Genomic DNA, 18172 nt, shown 5'->3' with positions numbered 1-18172 from the left:
GATGAGAGGAAAAGGTCTTATGGAAATGGTAATTAAAGCAAACGAGATCGAAAGTTCTATTTCTATTGACCTGATTGATTGGCGTTTTAAAGTCACTGGCTTCTTAGAGATTGTGCCATTTGAACTGAATATTCCCATTGTCGAATTTAATAATTTTCACATTCTTTTACTATGCTATAATAATGAAAAGAAGAGGGTGAGGTTATGGGAAAGCTGAAAATCCACTCTGCTGAGGTAGCGAACGAAATTAGCAAGTGGACGAGGGTCATTTCTCAGAATGACTTAGAAAAATCTGCTATCTATAAAGAGAAAATTCAGAATTTGCTAAAAAATACAGATGAAGACCGTGAAGTTCTCCTTTATTATCAGCTTGTTGACGGCAGACATGAAATGTTACTTGGAAATATTGAAAAAGCCAATCAAATTATGAAAAGTGTCGGAACGCTCGATGAGAAGGCAGATGACATTATTAATTTTTATTTTTACTTTTACAAAGGCCAATATGCTGCATATGTGAAAAAGTATGATGAAGCTATTAGTTTTTACAAAATTGCAGAACAGCGGCTAAAACGTGTGAATGAAGACCTTGAAGTAGGAACTTTTCACCATAAGGTTGCTTCAATTTATTACGAACTGAAACAAAACTTCATATCCATTAATCATATTAAAAAAGCCATCGATACATTCAAAGCACATGAAGAGTATACAGCGCAGGCAATTGACAGCTTGATTTTACATGCAAGTAATTGTATTGATTTGTTCCAATTCGATGAAGCAGAGGAGAAGTATCAAGAAGCACTTGAGAAAAGTAAGCGCATTAACAATGAAGTGCTGATTGGGAAATGCTATCACAATTTAGCTGTTCTTTATTATGCAAAGCATGATTATGAAAAAAGCGCACATTATGCAAAAAAAGGAATGGGCATTCAAATTCACCGTGACAATAGTCATTATTACATCCAATCTTTATATGTTCTGGCAAACGCCTTAGTGCATCTAGGAGATCAAGAGGCTAGCGAATATATTAAAGAGGGTATTCTGTATAGCTGCGATATCCAAAATAATGAATATATAGTAAAATTTGAAATTTTGGATTTGATGTGCGAGAATAGTGGGGCAGCAGACGTATTCTCTGAAAAATTAGACTACATAGAAAAAAATAGATTATATGTGGAGCTTGAGGATTTGTCTGAACAAATATCGAAATACTTCAAGGAACGAAATGATTATCAAAATGCCATTCGTTTTCTTGAAAAGAAATTCGATGCACAAATACTTCAAAAGAAAGTGGAGGTTATCTTATGAAAAAGTTGTTGTTAGGTGTAACCGTTGTTACAGCAGTCGCAGTTGTTTCTTCCCTTTTTGCTCTTGACGCAGAGACGACAGAGCAAGCCATCAGAGCGATTACGTGATCGAATTTATCTGTCAACCTCTTCATGCGAATCAGAAGAGGTTTTTTTTATGTGCTCAAAACTGGAAAAACGAAAAAAGACACGTCATAATGAAAGGAAGCATCATATTTAGAGGTGACCTATGACGAAAATTTTTGCACACAGAGGCTTTAAAGGCATTTATCCTGAAAACACCATGATAGCCTTCGAACATGCACTCCATTCGGGAGCTGACGGAATTGAGCTGGATGTTCAGCTGACGAAAGACGGCAGACTTGCTGTCATTCACGATGAGAAACTGAACAGGACAACGAATATGAAAGGTTTAGTGAAAGACCATACATATGAAGAATTAAAAGCGGGAGATGCGAGTCATTCTTTTTATGAAGAAACCGGTGCTGTATCCATTCCTCTTTTAGAGGAAGTATTAGAGCTAGTGACGCAGCAATCATCATTGATCATTAATATTGAACTGAAAAACTCCATTTATCGATATCCAGGTATCGAGGAGAAAGTAAAAAAGCAAATCGAGCATTTTCAAATAGAAGACCGTGTACTTGTTTCATCGTTTCATCACGGCAGTTTAGCTCTTTTTCACAAACTGATGCCGCGTGTTGAACTTGCTGTTCTCACAATGGATGTGATTCATCAGCCGGAGATGTATATAAAAACAGTACCAGCAAGAGGCTATCATCCAAATATTAAGGGTGCAGGCGTGACCAAAGAGGTTGTGTCAGCTCTCCATGCATCTCAGCAAGTGATCAGGCCGTTTACAGTAAACAGTGAAAAGCAAATGAAAAACATGTTTTCCTTAGGTGTTGATGGCATTTTCACTGATTTTCCTGACCGGGCCGTGAAAATAAGAGAAGAAATGAAATAAAGACCTGCTATCAGCGGGTCTTTTTTTCACGTTTTATCTCTGCTTAAAGCGAGCAGTCACTTTATTTCGTTTACGGTCTCTATATAAAATAAAGCCAGCCACTACATAAAGACCTCCCCCTAAAAATAACAACCCTGCAATTCCTTGCAGCCATAAAAATGGAAATGGTGCAATGATGATGCCGAAAACAGTGTCACGCAGCAGCTTAATCCCAATTGCAGCAAGCGCGCCAGGTATTAAAATAATCACTAGTGCAAGTATTCTCCCCATCAAATGTCCCCTTAAACGTCATTTACTTCCATTGTCTAATTCAAAAAATATTTTGTCAAGAAAGGAAAACGTGGTAATATAAGAGTTGTGCAATTTTTTGCAACGGAAAAATATGGTGTGCAAATTTTTTCATATAAAGGGGTAACGGGATGCAGAGAGTCTTGATTGTCGGTGCGGGACAGGGTGGATCAGCATTGCTAGAAACATTGCTGAAAACAAATATGATTCAAATCATTGCGATCGCCGACCTTGATCTTGAGGCACCGGGGATGGCAGAAGCGAAAAAGAATGGAATTGATACGACAACGGATTGGAAAGAATACATAAAAGATGACATTGATATCATCATTGAAACAACGGGCAGTTCAGCAGTGCTGAAAGAGCTGATGGAAGAAAAGCCGGAGCATGCTGTCATTGTTCCAAGTTCAATGGCTTACGTCATATCAGAATTAATGTCAGAAAAACAACAGCTAATTCAAATATTAAAGGAACAAACCTATAAGCATGACCGCATTTTTAATGCAACGAACGATGGGATGATTTTTATAAACATGGACGAAGAAGTCGTCCTGTTTAATCGATCAGCGGCCAAAATGGTTGGATGTTCGCAAAAAGATGCGATTGGCCGCGACATACGAGAAGTGATCCCAAACACAAAACTTCCCGACATTTTAAGATCGAGAGAGCCAGAATTTAATCAAAAACAATTTCTGAACCAGCAAATACAAATTGTCACAACGCGTTTGCCAATTATTGATGACGCGGGGAGAATGCTAGGTGCTTTATCGATCTTTAAAGATATTACAGATGCCGTTGAGCTTGCGGAGGAAGTAACCAACCTTAAAGAAGTGCGAACCATGCTGGAGGCGATCATTCAATCGTCGGATGAAGCCATATCGGTTGTTGATGAGCAGGGAAAAGGGATCTTGATCAACCGAGCTTATACGAAAATGACTGGATTAACAGATAAAGAAGTTGTGGGGAAACCAGCGGGTGCAGATATTTCTGAAGGAGAAAGCATGCATTTGAAGGTGCTTGAAACAAGAAGACCGGTTCGAGGCGTCAGAATGAAAGTCGGGCCGAATAAAAAAGATGTGATCGTCAACGTAGCGCCAGTCATCGTTGATGGCATCTTAAAAGGCAGTGTCGGCGTCATTCATGACGTATCAGAAATTCAATCACTCACGAATGAATTAAATAAAGCAAGGCAGCTTATCCGGACACTTGAAGCAAAGTACACATTTGAAGACATCATTGGAGAAAGTGAGCAAATGCTTGTGGCACTTGAGCAGGCAAAGCTAGGCGCAAAAACGCCAGCCACCATTTTACTCCGGGGAGAATCAGGTACTGGAAAAGAGCTGTTTGCGCACGCCATTCACAATGAAAGTGACCGAAAATATAATCGCTTTGTACGGGTCAACTGTGCAGCCTTATCTGAGACCCTTTTAGAGTCAGAGCTTTTTGGCTATGAAGAAGGAGCGTTCTCTGGTGCAAGGCGCGGCGGGAAAAAAGGACTGTTTGAAGAGGCGAATCAAGGCAGCATTTTTTTAGATGAAATTGGTGAGATGACGCCAAGTACACAGGCGAAGCTGCTGCGCGTCATGCAGGAGAAAGAAATTGTAAGAGTAGGCGGAACAAAGGCCATACCAGTCGATGTTCGTGTCATCACGGCGACAAATGTCAATATTGAAAAAGCGATGGCGGAAGGAAAGTTCAGAGAGGACTTATATTATCGCATGAACAGATACCCGATCTCTATCCCGCCGCTAAGGCAGCGCCTTGAGGATATTGATTCGTTAAGCAAACGTCTCATCCAAAAGATCAATTTAGACTATGGACGGAACGTGCGCGGGTTAACAGAACAGGCACTTCATAGACTGCGATCATATAAATGGCCTGGAAACGTAAGAGAGCTTGAAAATGTACTTGGACGAGCCATGATCTTTTTAAACCCGCAAGAAGAATGGATTGATGAGGGGCATATTTCTTTCATGGAGTCTGAAGATCAGGAAGAAAAAGAGCAGCAGGAACTGGCTGTCAGTCAATTTGAGGGAGAGACGCTTTCGGATGCTGTTGAGGCATTTGAAGCGCAGCTAATTAAACAAACCCTTGAAAAGCATCAATTCAATCGCACGAAAACAGCGAAAACGTTAGGGATCAGCATACGCAACCTTTACTATAAAATGGATAAATATCAACTTGCAAAAGATAGCATGCAATAAAATGCATGTAAACTGCAAAAGATTGCACGAATGTCATGCGAACTGCCTCATTTTACTGCATTTCAAACTGGCACGGAACTTGCATATAAAACATGAACCGAGCACAAGGAAAGGTGGGCATATATGAAGCTTGACGATCTGATTATGAAAGCCGCCCAGCTGCAGAATAAAACGGCGGCTGTGGCTCATGCAGAAGACGAAGAAGTGCTTCATGCCATCAAGATGGCAATTAAGCGAAAGGTCGCTCGCTTTCTCCTGGTTGGGAACAAACGCAACCTGAAGGAGCTAGTGAAACAGCATGAAATTGATGAGGACTGGATAGATATTATTCATTCAGATTCTCCCGAAGAATCTGCCAAAATAGCCGTGCAGGCAGTGAGCGAGAAGCATGCAGATATTTTGATGAAGGGGCATGTCCCGACAGCCGTTCTTTTAAAAGCGGTACTGAATAAAGAATATGGGCTCAGGACAGCAAGTGTCTTATCACATGTCGCAGCATTCGAAGTACCGGGCTTTGACCGCTTTATTTATGTCACGGATTCTGCGATGAACATCGCGCCCGATTTAAATATGCTGAAAGAGATTACGATCAATTCTGTTCAAGTAGCACAAGCTGTCGGAAACGACATGCCAAAGGTTGCAGTGCTTTCTGCGGTCGAGGTCGTGAATCCGGCAATGGATTCAACTTTAACTGCGGCAAGTCTTGCGCAAATGAATCGGCGGGGGCAAATTTCTGGATGCCTGATTGATGGGCCTCTTGCTTTAGATAATGCCATCTCTCAAACGGCAGCTTCTCATAAAAATATTACGAGTGATGTAGCCGGCCATGCAGATATTTTGCTTGTGCCAACAATTGAGGCAGGAAACATTCTTTATAAATCTCTCATCTACTTTGCACATGCGAAGGTGGGAGCTGTGGTGGCAGGAGCGAAGGCGCCGATTGCTTTAACAAGCCGGTCTGATTCAGCTGAAAGTAAGCTTTATTCAATTGCGCTTGCCATCTGTACATCAAATTAAGCGGAAGTAATAGGAGGAATAACACAATGGAACTTTTTAAATATATGGAACGATACGATTATGAGCAGCTTGTATTTTGTCAGGATGAGCAGTCTGGCTTAAAAGCGATTATTGCGATTCATGATACAACACTTGGTCCTGCACTAGGCGGAACGAGAATGTGGACGTATGAAAACGAAGAAGCAGCTATTGAGGATGCACTGCGTCTAGCAAGAGGAATGACTTATAAAAACGCGGCAGCAGGACTTAATCTTGGCGGCGGAAAAACAGTGATCATCGGTGACCCGAGAAAAGACAAAAACGAAGAAATGTTTCGTGCCTTTGGACGTTACATTCAAGGGCTGAATGGCCGCTATATTACAGCGGAAGATGTCGGTACAACGGTAGAAGATATGGATCTCATTCATGAAGAAACCGATTTTGTCACAGGTATCTCTCCTGCATTTGGTTCATCCGGAAATCCGTCTCCAGTCACAGCTTACGGTGTATATAAAGGGATGAAAGCCGCTGCCAAAGCTGCTTTCGGTACAGATTCATTAGAAGGAAAAACAATTGCTGTCCAAGGTGTTGGAAATGTGGCCTACAATCTGTGTAAACATCTGCACGAAGAAGGCGCACAGCTTATTGTCACAGATATCAACAAAGACTCTGTCAAGCGAGCTGTTGAAGACTTCGGCGCAAAAGCAGTCGATCCTGACGATATTTATGATCAAGCATGTGATATTTATGCACCGTGCGCACTTGGTGCAACCATTAACGATGTAACCATTCCTAAGTTAAAAGCAAAAGTGATTGCAGGTGCTGCAAATAACCAGCTAAGAGAAACGCATCACGGAGACCTTATCCATGAAATGGGGATTGTATATGCTCCTGACTATGTGATCAATGCAGGCGGTGTGATTAACGTGGCTGATGAGCTTTATGGCTATAATGCAGATCGTGCGATGAAAAAAGTCGAAGGCATTTATCAAAATATTGAACGTGTGATTGAAATTTCAAACCGTGATGCCATTCCAACTTATAAAGCGGCAGACCGATTGGCTGAAGAGCGAATTGAAAGAATGCGCAAATCAAGAAGTCAATTCTTGCAAAATGGTCAACATATTTTAAGTCGTCGCTAATTGGAAGAATGAGTTGAAACGGAGGTTTTGTTTTTGCTGACAAAAGAATGGCGTATTCTCACGATTAATCCTGGCTCTACTTCAACAAAAATCGGTGTGTTTCATAATGAACGTTCTATTTTTGAAACGACACTTAGACATACAGATGAGGAATTAAAGTCGTTTCCTCATATCATTGATCAATTTTCTTTCCGAAAAGAAACCATTTTGAAAACACTGCATGAACAGGGGATGAATATCTCAAAGTTTGATGCAGTGTGCGCGCGCGGCGGTCTTCTTCGTCCGATTGAAGGAGGCACATATGAAGTCAATGAGCAAATGGTGAAAGACTTAAAAGAAGGATATGCCGGCCAGCATGCATCTAATCTCGGCGGAATCATCGCGAGAGAAATCGCACTTGGCCTGAATATCCCAGCTTTTATTGTCGATCCAGTTGTAGTGGATGAACTAAAGCCAATTGCTCGTATTTCAGGGCTGCCAACGATCGAAAGAAAAAGCATCTTTCATGCATTAAATCAAAAAGCGGTCGCAAGAAAAACAGCGGCTTCTTTTGGAAAAAGTTACGAAGATTTAAACATGATTATTACTCATATGGGCGGCGGCATCACCATTGGTGTTCATGAAAAAGGAAAAGTCATCGATGTCAATAACGGTCTGCATGGCGAAGGTCCTTTCAGTCCTGAGCGTGCGGGAACCTTGCCGACAGGTGATCTTGTAAATCTTTGTTTTTCGGGTGAGTATACCCAAGAGGAAATGCTCAAACGCATTATTGGTGAAGGCGGGCTAGCGGGCTATCTTGGCACGACAGACGCTGTAAAAGTGGAACGCATGATTGAAGCAGGTGATGAGCGTGCGGCGCTCATTTATGAAGCAATGTGCTATCAGATTGCCAAGGAAATTGGTGCGGCTAGCGCTGTTTTAAAAGGAGCAGTTGACGTCATTGTATTAACAGGCGGACTTGCGTACAGCAAACAAATTACATCAAGTATTCGCGGCTATATTGACTGGATTTCAGATGTTGTCGTGTATCCAGGTGAAAATGAGCTGCAATCGTTAGCGGAAGGTGCGCTTCGTATTTTAAAAGAAGAAGAATCACCGAAAGAATACCCAAATGATCAACAGGAAAAGAAAGGAGTGACAAGTCATGGCAACTGAATATGACCTCGTCATTCTTGGTGGAGGCACAGGCGGCTATGTAGCAGCCATCCGTGCCTCACAGCTTGGATTGAAAACAGCAGTTGTAGAAAAAGAAAAGCTCGGCGGAACATGTCTTCATAAAGGCTGCATTCCGTCTAAAGCGCTGCTCAGAAGTGCAGAAGTATATCAAACCGTCAAACGCGCAGCTGATTTTGGTGTTGAGGCAGGCGGCATTGCCTTGCAATTTGCGAGTGTGCAGAAAAGAAAAACAGAGATTGTCGAAAAACTAGCAGGCGGCGTCAAACACTTAATGAAACAAGGGAAAATTGATGTATATGAAGGAATTGGCCGTATTCTTGGCCCATCTATCTTTTCGCCAATGCCAGGAACGATCTCCGTAGAAATGGCAAATGGAGAGGAAAATGAAATGCTCATTCCAAAGCAGGTCATCATCGCGACAGGCTCAAGACCGCGGGTGCTGCCAGGGCTTGAAGCAGATGGAACTCACATCCTCACATCAGATGATGCACTTGAACTGCCAGAGCTTCCGCAGTCGATGCTCATTGTCGGAGGCGGAGTGATCGGAATCGAGTGGGCGTCTATGCTCAATGATTTTGGAGTAAACGTCACTGTGATTGAGTTTGCAGACCGTATTTTACCAACAGAGGATCATGACATTTCTAAAGAAATGGAAAAGCTATTATCTAAAAAAGGCATCACTTTTGTGACAAATGCGAAGGTACTGCCAGAGAGCGTAGAAAAGCAGGAGAATCTTGTCACAATTCAAGCGGAAAAGGATGGAGACATTCAGACGTTTGAAGCGGAAAAACTCCTTCTTTCAGTCGGCAGAGTACCTAATATCGAGGGCATAGGTCTTGAAAACACGGACATCCAAACCGAAAAACAAGGCATTGTCGTGAATGAACATTATCAAACGAAAGAATCGCATATTTACGCAATAGGAGATGTCATTGGCGGGCTTCAGCTGGCACATGTCGCTTCCCACGAAGGTATGATTGCTGTTGAACATATGGCTGGGAAAGATCCAAAGCCGCTCGATGAAACGCTCGTATCTAAATGTGTTTACTCTCACCCAGAAACCGCTAGTGTTGGACTCACTGAACAGGCGGCAAAAGAGCAGGGCTTTGAAGTCAAAATAGGGAAATTCCCATTTATGGCGATTGGAAAAGCGCTTGTGTATGGGGAGTCTGATGGATTCGTCAAAATCATTGCCGATCAAAAGACAGATGATATTTTAGGAATTCATATGATTGGTCCTCATGTAACAGATATGATATCTGAAGCTGGATTAGCCAAAGTACTTGATGCAACCCCGTGGGAAGTGGGGCAGACGATACACCCGCATCCGACCTTATCAGAGGCGATTGGCGAGGCAGCCCTTGCTGTTGACGGGAAGGCGATCCATTTTTAATCAAGGAGGGAAACATGATGAGTAACATGCGTCATCAGGAATTAGGATTATCAGATGAACAAGCAATTGATATATATAGAACAATGCTTCTAGCGAGAAAAATCGATGAACGGATGTGGCTATTAAACCGTTCAGGTAAAATTCCATTCGTCATTTCTTGTCAAGGGCAGGAAGCGCAGCAAGTCGGTGCTGCATTTGCCCTTAATAGAGAAGAAGATTACGTCTTACCTTACTACCGTGATATGGGGGTTGTCCTTGCTTTTGGGATGACAGCAAAAGATTTAATGATGTCTGGTTTCGCAAAACAAGACGATCCAAACTCAGGCGGAAGACAAATGCCTGGGCATTTTGGACAAAAAGCAAATCGAATTGTGACCGGATCTTCACCTGTCACAACGCAGGTTCCTCACGCGGTGGGAATTGCCCTTGCTGGACGATTAGAGCAGAAAAACTTTGTCAGCTTTGTCACGTTCGGTGAAGGCTCATCAAACCAAGGAGATTTTCACGAAGGCGCTAACTTCGCTGCTGTGCATAAACTGCCTGTTATTTTCATGTGTGAAAACAATAAGTACGCGATTTCCGTACCATATGACAAACAAGTGGCCTGTGAACGCATTTCAGATCGTGCGATTGGATATGGGATGCCTGGCGTAACTGTAGATGGAAATGATCCGCTTGAAGTATATGCCGCTGTCAAAGAAGCGAGAGACCGTGCGGCAAGAGGCGAAGGCCCGACATTGATTGAAACAATCTCTTACCGTTTAACTGCGCATTCAAGTGATGACGATGACTCAAGCTATCGAGAAAAAGAAGAAGTGCTCGAAGCAAGAAAGAAAGATCCGCTCATCCAATATGAAACGTATTTAATCGAAGGAAACGTCATGACTTCTGAAATGAAAGAAGAAATGACAAAAGAAATCATGCAAATCGTAAACGAAGCCACTGATGAAGCGGAAAACGCAGCTTATGCTGAAGCAGAAAGCGCACTTCGTTACGTGTATGCGGAGTAAGGGGGAAGAAAAATGCCTGTTATGTCATATATAGACGCCATTACACTGGCGATGAAAGAAGAAATGGAACGAGATCCGAAAGTGTTTGTGCTCGGAGAGGATGTCGGGAAAAAAGGCGGCGTATTTAAAGCGACAGCGGGTCTTTACGAGCAATTTGGAGAAGCGCGCGTCATGGATACACCTCTTGCAGAATCAGCTATTGCTGGTGTAGGTATTGGGGCAGCGATGTATGGAATGCGCCCAATTGCAGAAATGCAATTTGCGGATTTCATTATGCCTGCAATCAACCAAATCATTTCAGAGGCTGCAAAAATTAGATACCGATCAAATAATGATTGGAGTTGTCCAATGGTCATCCGCGCACCATACGGAGGCGGAGTACACGGGGCACTTTATCATTCACAATCGGTCGAAGCGATTTTTGCTAACCAGCCTGGTTTGAAAATTGTGATGCCTTCTACACCTTATGATGTCAAAGGTCTTTTAAAGGCTGCAGTGCGTGATCCAGATCCTGTATTGTTCTTTGAACATAAACGTGCATACCGCCTTATTAAGGGAGAAGTGCCTGAAGAGGATTACACTCTTCCGATTGGAAAAGCAGATGTGAAACGTGAAGGCGATGATATTACGGTCATTACATATGGCCTTTGTGTGCATTTTGCGCTGCAAGCAGCAGACCGCCTTGCAAAAGACGGTATTTCCGCTCATATTCTCGATTTGAGAACAGTGTACCCGCTTGATCAGGAAGCGATTATAGAAGCGGCTTCTAAAACAGGTAAAGTGCTCCTGTTAACGGAAGATACAAAAGAAGGCAGCATCATGAGTGAGGTTGCGGCAATCATTTCAGAGCATTGCTTATTTGATTTAGACGCACCAATCAAACGCTTGGCAGGACCAGATATTCCGGCAATGCCTTATGCGCCGACAATGGAGAAATTCTTCATGGTCAACCCGGATAAGGTAGAAGCTGAAATGAGAGAGCTAGCGGCGTTTTAAGAAAGAGGAGGGTTTCAAAGTGGCAATTGAACAAATGAAAATGCCTCAGCTAGGTGAAAGTGTAACAGAAGGAACTATTAGCAAATGGCTCGTTTCACCTGGCGATCATGTGAATAAATACGATCCGATTGCGGAAGTCATGACGGATAAAGTGAACGCAGAAGTCCCGTCCTCTTTTACAGGAACGATTACAAAACTATCGGCTGAGGAAGGCGAAACGCTGCAAGTAGGAGAAGTGTTCTGTGAAATTGAAATTGAAGGAAGCGAGCAGCAGAGCGGGAAAGAAGAAGCGGCACCTGAGCAAAGCAAAGCGCCTGAAGCAGATCAAACAAATGAGAATCAAAGTCAAAAGAAACGTTACTCTCCAGCCGTTCTTCGTTTAGCAGATGAGCATGGCATTGATTTAGCGGCTGTTCAAGGTACGGGAGCAGGCGGCCGAATTACTAGAAAAGATTTGCTACAGCTCATTGAAAACGGCGGCGTTAAAGAGAAGACAGCACCTGTCAATGAACGTGCTGTTCAACCAGAGCCTGCGCAGCCATCTCAAGCAAAAGCGGCTCCTGCCACCCCTTTCATGCCTGGTGATGTTGAGCTGCCAGTCACGCCGATCCGGCAGGCAATTGCGGCCAATATGCTGAGAAGCAAACATGAAATTCCGCATGCATGGACGATGATGGAAGTCGATGTGACAAATCTAGTGACAAGAAGAAATCAGCTGAAGGATCAGTTTAAAGCAAAAGAAGGCTTTAACTTGACGTTCTTTGCGTTCTTTGTCAAAGCAGTGGCTCAGGCCTTAAAGGAATTCCCTGAAATGAACAGTATGTGGGCTGGAGATAAAATTGTGCAGAAGAAAGCGATCAATGTTTCGATTGCTGTCGCTACAGATGACGCGCTTTTTGTTCCAGTCATTAAGGATGCGGATGAAAAGACCATTAAGGGCATCGCCAAAGAAATTCATGAGCTGGCGTCTAAGGTGAGACAAGGAACGCTCAAGCAAAGTGATATGGAAGGCGGTACATTCACTGTCAACAACACGGGATCATTTGGTTCAGTACAATCAATGGGAATCATTAATTATCCGCAAGCGGCGATTTTACAAGTAGAATCGATCGTGAAGCGTCCAATGATAGTAAACGGAATGATTGCAGCAAGAGACATGGTCAATCTTTGTCTTTCATTAGATCACAGAGTATTAGACGGTCTTGTATGCGGCAGATTCCTTCAGCGAATTAAACAAATCCTTGAAGGCATCGACGAGCAAACATCTGTTTATTAAAACAATCATTTTCCCCCTCCCGGCATGAGAGGGGGATTTCCACATCTAGGAGAAAGGAGCGATGATATGTCTGGACTAGATTTTTTTGCTTTTCTAACCATTGGTCTCATGTTTATCACAGCGATTGCCTTCGCTTTTCTGCGGTACATTTCTAAATCACGCAATCATCCTGAACGATTACTGCTTATCATATCGATCGTTTCAATCATTCAAATCGTGTACTGTCTGCTGATTGTCGGTGGGTTTAAAGGAGCAGCCAATAGCTTTTTAGGAATATCACTTCTCGCCGGGACACTGCTCGGATATGCACTTGAATATTTATACAGACGCTATATCAAAAAAAAGCCCGAATCAAAATGATGTCGGGCATTTTTTTATTCTGCTGGAACAATAAAGGTCAAATGCTGTTTTAACACTTCTAAAGAAGAGGGAGCCTTCATATAAACCTCACCATCCGTATCAGCATCCATTTCCTCTTTTGTGTGGATACGAATACTGGACGCTTGAATGAGAGACAGATCGCCGGTGAAATCCTCCAGCTCTTCCCGGTTCATTGAGAAGATTTCTTTTAAAGCAGAGAAACTCGTATTTCTACAAATTAAGATTTCAGCTTTTCCATCATCAATGGATGCATTTGGCAAATCAATTTTATTTGTACCGATAAAATGTCCATTCATGACAAGAACGATGACAGCTTCGTCTTCCCAGCTTTCCTCCTCGGTCTCAATCCGTACGTGAAAAGGATCTGTTTGCTGAAGTGTGCGCAGGGCACTTGTGAAGTAGCTGATTTTACCGAGTACGGCTTTTTCCTTGTCGTTAATGTTGTTGGACGTGTCTGCGATCAGCCCAATTCCCCAAAAGTTTAATACGTATCGATCCTCTGCTTTGATTAAGTCGACCTTTTTCTCTTTGCCGTCTACAATCATTTGAGCGGCTTTTTGCATCTGTTGAGGAATACCAAGCGTTCTAGAAAAATCATTGCATGTCCCGCCTGGTAATATCGCTACAGCGGGCCTTTTTTCTAAGCCGCCAATACCGTTCATACATTCATGCACGGTTCCATCTCCGCCTAATATGATGAGCAATTCCACCGTCTCATCAATATGACGACAGAAATCATAAGCATCATTTGGCTGCTTTGTTGGTTTAAGAATGAGTTCATCAATATGTAGAGAAAGAAGAGGCACTGTTTGACCGAGTGTTTTTTCCATGTTTTTTTGTCCAGCATTTCCATTATAAATGAGCATCGCTTTTTTGAATTGTGCCATCACGCAGTTCTCCCTTTCATCTCTTTATCATCACTTTTCCCCAATTTGACAGCTCATAAACGATGTTCGGAAAAAGAGGCGATGGATAAGACAACACATTTGCCCGCAGGCGTTTTCCTTGTTATGATGGAGTTAAAATGGTTATGGTACGCTAAAGGAGTGGACGGACATGAATATTGATTTTAATTTATTTATGAATGATATTGTAAAACAAGCGAGAGAAGAAATTAAGCAGGCAGGCTACACTGAGCTCACGTCAGCTGAAGAAGTAGACGAAGCACTGACTAAAAAAGGAACGGCACTTGTCATGGTGAATTCAGTATGCGGCTGTGCAGGCGGTATTGCAAGACCAGCTGCCGGCTATTCTGTTCATTACGATAAGCGTCCAGATCAATTGCTGACAGTGTTTGCTGGGCAGGACAAAGAGGCCACAGCAAGAGCTCGTGAATACTTTGAAGGCTTCCCGCCATCTTCACCATCCTTTGCCTTATTAAAAGATGGAAAAATCATCAAAATGGTCGAGCGTCATGAAATTGAAGGGCACGAGCCAATGGAAGTCGTGTCAAAACTACAAGCCGCTTTTGATGAGCATTGCGAAGAAATCTAACATATGACTTTTGAATGAATAAATATAAAGCAGTCCGGTCTTTAGATCGGTCTGCTTTTTGTTTTATAAGACAATAGAATCAAAATAATTTTAGCAAAATACTATTGCATCTTAAAAAGAAAGTGTTTAAAATACATTATAGTGAATAAATATTCAAATCAATACATGATTTTAAATACTGGGAGGCATCATCATATGAAAAAGTGGTTATTATTACTTATGACAGCTGGTCTTGCAGCTGCACTCGCAGCATGCGGAACTTCTTCTAATAATTCAAACGCATCAGGAGATGACAAGACACTCGTGATGGCGACATCAGCAGATTATCCGCCATTTGAATCAAAAGACGGAGATAAAATTGTCGGTTTTGATGTAGATCTTGCAACAGCACTAGCGAAAAAGAACGGCTACAAGCTAGAAATTCAAGATATGGACTTTGCTAGCCTTGTATCAGCCCTCAAAACAAACAAAGCTGATATTGTCCTTGCAGGAATGACACCTACAGAAAAACGTAAAAAGCAAGTGGATTTCTCTGATGTTTATTACAATGCTAAAAACTTGGTTGTATCAAAGAAATCTAGCGGTATTAAAGTAGAGAAAGATTTAAAAGATAAAACAGTCGGCGTTCAATTAGGTTCTATTCAACAAGATGAAGCAAATGGTTTGCAAAAGAAATATAACCTTACAGTTGAAGACCGTAATAAAATTTCTGATATCATTCAAGAGATCAAAGCAGGCCGTTTTGATGCAGCAATTATTGAAGATAAAGTAGCTGCTGGTTACTTGAAAAAGGAAAAAGACTTCCAAGCATTTGGATTGAACAGCTCAAACGAAGGTTCAGCCATTGCATTCAAGAAAAATAGCGACTTAACAGCGAAGTTTAATAAATCATTAAATGAAATGAAAGATAATGGTGAACTTGATAAATTAATTAAAAAATGGTTTGCTGATGAAAAGTAAGTCAGGAAAAGGATCAGCGTCATTCAAGAAAATCAAGTAGAAAAGCGCTGAAAAGTTCAACTCGTGTTGAACTTTTTTCCTGTTTTGTATGAAGGCAAAAAAAAGGAGAATGTCATGTTTGATTTTAAAGATGTAATACCTCAGATGCCCTTTATTCTAGAAGGGCTTAAGGTCACACTTTCTATTGTAGTAGTATCCCTTTTCCTTGGATTTATCTTAGGAATTTTATTAACGCTTTGTAAAATTAGTGTGTTTAAACCGCTCATTTGGATTGCAGACTTTTATACGTCAATTTTCCGAGGCACACCGCTTGTGCTTCAATTGCTCATTATTTATTTTGGTCTACCTCAGCTTCTTGGGTTCCAAATCGATCAATACTGGGCTGCTGTGGCGGCATTTTCACTCAACTCGGCAGCATACGTATCTGAAATTATTCGTGCGGGTATTAATGCCATTGATAAAGGTCAAAAAGAAGCGGCCGTTGCTCTAGGCATCCCTTATGCTAAAATGATGAAGGACTTATTGCTTCCGCAGGCGTTTAAAAATATTTCACCTGCACTTGTGAATGAAACGATTACACTGACAAAAGAATCAGCGATTGTAACAGTCATTGGACTGGGTGATGTCATGAGACGAGCCTATCAAGCTGGGGCCGTCACGTATAATTATCTTGAACCGCTTATTTTTGCGGGTCTTATCTATTATGTCATCGTGCTTGTTCTCACCTTTGTCGGCAAATCGGTGGAAAGGAAGTTAAAATCAAATGATTAAAATAGAGAAACTTACAAAATCTTTTGGTAAAAACGAAGTTTTAAAGGGGATCGACACGACCATTAAAGAAGGGGAAGTTGTTGCGGTTATTGGACCATCTGGTTCAGGAAAATCGACCTTCCTCCGCTGCATCAACTTACTTGAAAAGCCGACTTCCGGTGTAATAACAATTAAGGACACCGAAATCACCAATCCAAAAACGAATGCACTAAAAGTGCGTGAGAACATCGGAATGGTATTTCAGCATTTCCATCTGTTCCCGCATAAAACCGTGCTGGAAAATATTACGTATGCGCCAATGAATGTGAAGAATCAATCGAAGGAAGACAGCATCAAGCAAGCTGAAGACCTGCTCAAAAAGGTAGGGCTTCTAGAGAAAAAAGATGATTTCCCGAACCGTTTGTCCGGCGGTCAAAAGCAGCGTGTGGCGATTGCACGTGCGCTTGCAATGACACCAGACATTATGCTGTTTGACGAACCAACGTCTGCCCTAGATCCAGAAATGGTCAAGGAAGTATTAGAGGTCATGAAAGAGCTGGCTCAATCTGGAATGACACTCGTCATCGTCACACATGAAATGGGCTTTGCAAAAGAAGTGGCTGACCGTGTGATCTTTATGGATGACGGGAAAATTGTAGAGGATGCAAACCCTGTACAATTTTTTGAATCACCGTCTTCACAGCGTGCGCAAGACTTCTTACAAAAAATATTATAAAGAAAAAAGGGAAGGAGACTTAACATCTCCTTCTTTTTTTGATTATAATGGGGAAAGTAAAAAAAGTTCATCATTTCACAAAAGTGAATGGAAACAAGACAGAAAAGAGTGAATCACATCATGTTTAAAATCGGCTACCGAACGCTGAAAACAGCATTAGGAACAGCGATCGCTATTTATATTGCACAATTGCTTGGCTTGCAAAATTATTCAGCTGCCGGGATTATTACGATCCTGTGTATTCAGGTGACAAAGAAAAGATCCCTCTTAGCATCGGGAGCCCGCTTTGCAGCATGCAGTCTTGCTATTTTATTTTCTTATTTATTTTTCGATCTGATCGGGTATCATCCTTTTGTGATCGGTTTGATGCTGCTTGTCTTTATTCCGACAACGGTTCTGCTTCGAATTAAAGAAGGGATTGTCACAAGTTCAGTCATCATTCTCCATTTATACATGTCTGGCGGAATTACCCTGCATCTCATTTGGAATGAACTGCTGCTGATTACTATTGGTGTTGGGGTAGCGCTGATTATGAACCTCTATATGCCTAGTGTTGATAAAAAGCTCAAACGCTACAGCGAACAGATTGAAGCCAACTTTGCTAAAATCTTTGAGGAAATTGAGCAATACTTAATGACAGGGAAACAAGACTGGACAGGAAAAGAAATACCAGAGACACATCAATTGATTAAAGAAGCAAAAGCTCTCGCGTATCGCGATGTTGAAAACCATGTATTAAGACACGAAAACCTGTACTATCATTATTTCAACATGAGACAAAAGCAATTTGAAATCATTGAGCGTGTGCTGCCCAAAATTACGTCGATTTCCGTCACAACGGAGCATGGACAAATCATTGCAGAATACATTAGAGACTTACGCGAACATATTCACCCGGGGAACACAGCGCATAAGTTTTTAAGACGTCTCATTGATATGAAAGAAGAGTTCGACGCACTTCCGCTCCCGCAAACACGAGAAGAATTTGAGGCAAGAGCGGCACTCTTTCATTTCCTCGGTGAAATGGAACAATATTTAGTACTGAAAAGCTATTTTAAAGGGATGAAAGAATAGAGACGCATGAGTTCCTCCTTCATTG

Annotated in this window: 18 protein-coding genes; 16 read left to right on the top strand and 2 right to left on the bottom strand. The window is 41.9% G+C overall.

The features are described from left to right. The first annotated feature begins 204 nt into the window (after positions 1-204). Together OIT90_RS06975 and OIT90_RS06970 are read left to right on the top strand one after the other, a co-directional pair. Positions 205-1305, top strand: a complete 1101-nt coding sequence (locus tag OIT90_RS06975) for a response regulator aspartate phosphatase (RefSeq protein WP_474892392.1) — start codon at positions 205-207, stop codon at positions 1303-1305. 228 nt (positions 1306-1533) lie between these two features. Next, complete coding sequence (locus OIT90_RS06970) at positions 1534-2271, top strand: glycerophosphodiester phosphodiesterase (RefSeq protein WP_474892391.1); 738 nt, start codon at positions 1534-1536, stop codon at positions 2269-2271. A 33-nt stretch (positions 2272-2304) separates the two neighbouring features. On the opposite strand, the gene OIT90_RS06965 is transcribed toward OIT90_RS06970, so the two are convergent. Then, the gene (locus OIT90_RS06965; protein WP_144491423.1) at positions 2305-2541 is read right to left on the bottom strand and encodes a DUF2627 domain-containing protein; all 237 of its coding nucleotides are present in this window, start codon (positions 2539-2541) and stop codon (positions 2305-2307) included. A gap of 149 nt (positions 2542-2690) precedes the next feature. Here OIT90_RS06965 and OIT90_RS06960 point away from each other — a divergent pair, with 149 nt between their 5' ends. The 9 genes from OIT90_RS06960 (at position 2691) to OIT90_RS06920 (ending at position 13112) form a co-directional block, all read left to right on the top strand. After that, positions 2691-4763: a sigma-54 interaction domain-containing protein gene (locus OIT90_RS06960; protein ID WP_047202268.1), complete on the top strand. Its 2073-nt coding sequence runs from the start codon at positions 2691-2693 to the stop codon at positions 4761-4763. A gap of 123 nt (positions 4764-4886) precedes the next feature. After that, positions 4887-5780 carry a phosphate butyryltransferase gene (gene yqiS, locus OIT90_RS06955; RefSeq protein WP_047202267.1) on the top strand — a complete coding sequence of 298 codons (894 nt, stop codon included), beginning with the start codon at positions 4887-4889 and terminating at the stop codon, positions 5778-5780. Between the two features lie 26 nt (positions 5781-5806). Next, positions 5807-6901: a branched-chain amino acid dehydrogenase gene (gene bcd / locus OIT90_RS06950; RefSeq protein WP_003215658.1), complete on the top strand. Its 1095-nt coding sequence runs from the start codon at positions 5807-5809 to the stop codon at positions 6899-6901. Between the two features lie 33 nt (positions 6902-6934). After that, positions 6935-8056 (top strand): butyrate kinase, encoded by a 1122-nt coding sequence (gene buk / locus OIT90_RS06945; RefSeq protein WP_039179830.1) that lies wholly within the window; start codon positions 6935-6937, stop codon positions 8054-8056. Then, a complete protein-coding gene (lpdA, locus tag OIT90_RS06940) occupies positions 8046-9470 on the top strand; it encodes a dihydrolipoyl dehydrogenase (RefSeq protein ID WP_058838018.1) in 1425 nt (474 codons plus the stop codon). The genes buk and lpdA overlap by 11 nt, the downstream gene beginning before the upstream one ends. A gap of 17 nt (positions 9471-9487) precedes the next feature. Beyond that, positions 9488-10480 (top strand): thiamine pyrophosphate-dependent dehydrogenase E1 component subunit alpha, encoded by a 993-nt coding sequence (locus OIT90_RS06935; protein WP_039179824.1) that lies wholly within the window; start codon positions 9488-9490, stop codon positions 10478-10480. A 12-nt stretch (positions 10481-10492) separates the two neighbouring features. Then, positions 10493-11476, top strand: a complete 984-nt coding sequence (locus OIT90_RS06930) for an alpha-ketoacid dehydrogenase subunit beta (RefSeq protein ID WP_024422925.1) — start codon at positions 10493-10495, stop codon at positions 11474-11476. Positions 11477-11495: 19 nt separating this feature from the next. Continuing rightward, positions 11496-12752 (top strand): dihydrolipoamide acetyltransferase family protein, encoded by a 1257-nt coding sequence (locus OIT90_RS06925; RefSeq protein WP_474892390.1) that lies wholly within the window; start codon positions 11496-11498, stop codon positions 12750-12752. Positions 12753-12818: 66 nt separating this feature from the next. Further along, positions 12819-13112 (top strand): YesK family protein, encoded by a 294-nt coding sequence (locus tag OIT90_RS06920; protein ID WP_039179818.1) that lies wholly within the window; start codon positions 12819-12821, stop codon positions 13110-13112. 14 nt (positions 13113-13126) lie between these two features. On the opposite strand, the gene OIT90_RS06915 is transcribed toward OIT90_RS06920, so the two are convergent. Then, complete coding sequence (locus OIT90_RS06915; RefSeq protein ID WP_474892389.1) at positions 13127-14020, bottom strand: YegS/Rv2252/BmrU family lipid kinase; 894 nt, start codon at positions 14018-14020, stop codon at positions 13127-13129. 169 nt (positions 14021-14189) lie between these two features. Between OIT90_RS06915 and OIT90_RS06910 the strand changes: the two genes are divergently transcribed. From OIT90_RS06910 to OIT90_RS06890, 5 genes are all read left to right on the top strand, one after another. After that, the gene (locus OIT90_RS06910; protein WP_024428021.1) at positions 14190-14627 is read left to right on the top strand and encodes a BrxA/BrxB family bacilliredoxin; all 438 of its coding nucleotides are present in this window, start codon (positions 14190-14192) and stop codon (positions 14625-14627) included. 195 nt (positions 14628-14822) lie between these two features. Continuing rightward, positions 14823-15587, top strand: coding sequence for a transporter substrate-binding domain-containing protein (locus OIT90_RS06905; RefSeq protein WP_107163384.1), 765 nt, complete (start codon positions 14823-14825; stop codon positions 15585-15587). A 114-nt stretch (positions 15588-15701) separates the two neighbouring features. Further along, positions 15702-16358 (top strand): amino acid ABC transporter permease, encoded by a 657-nt coding sequence (locus OIT90_RS06900; protein ID WP_039179807.1) that lies wholly within the window; start codon positions 15702-15704, stop codon positions 16356-16358. Beyond that, the gene (locus tag OIT90_RS06895; RefSeq protein WP_034280282.1) at positions 16351-17073 is read left to right on the top strand and encodes an amino acid ABC transporter ATP-binding protein; all 723 of its coding nucleotides are present in this window, start codon (positions 16351-16353) and stop codon (positions 17071-17073) included. Before OIT90_RS06900 ends, OIT90_RS06895 begins: the two co-directional genes overlap by 8 nt. 120 nt (positions 17074-17193) lie before the next feature. Further along, positions 17194-18147 carry an aromatic acid exporter family protein gene (locus OIT90_RS06890; RefSeq protein ID WP_024422917.1) on the top strand — a complete coding sequence of 318 codons (954 nt, stop codon included), beginning with the start codon at positions 17194-17196 and terminating at the stop codon, positions 18145-18147. The last annotated feature ends 25 nt before the right edge of the window (positions 18148-18172 follow it).

Source organism: Bacillus sp. ABR (assembly GCF_056172715.1).
This window is presented reverse-complemented; position numbering and strand designations above follow the sequence as displayed.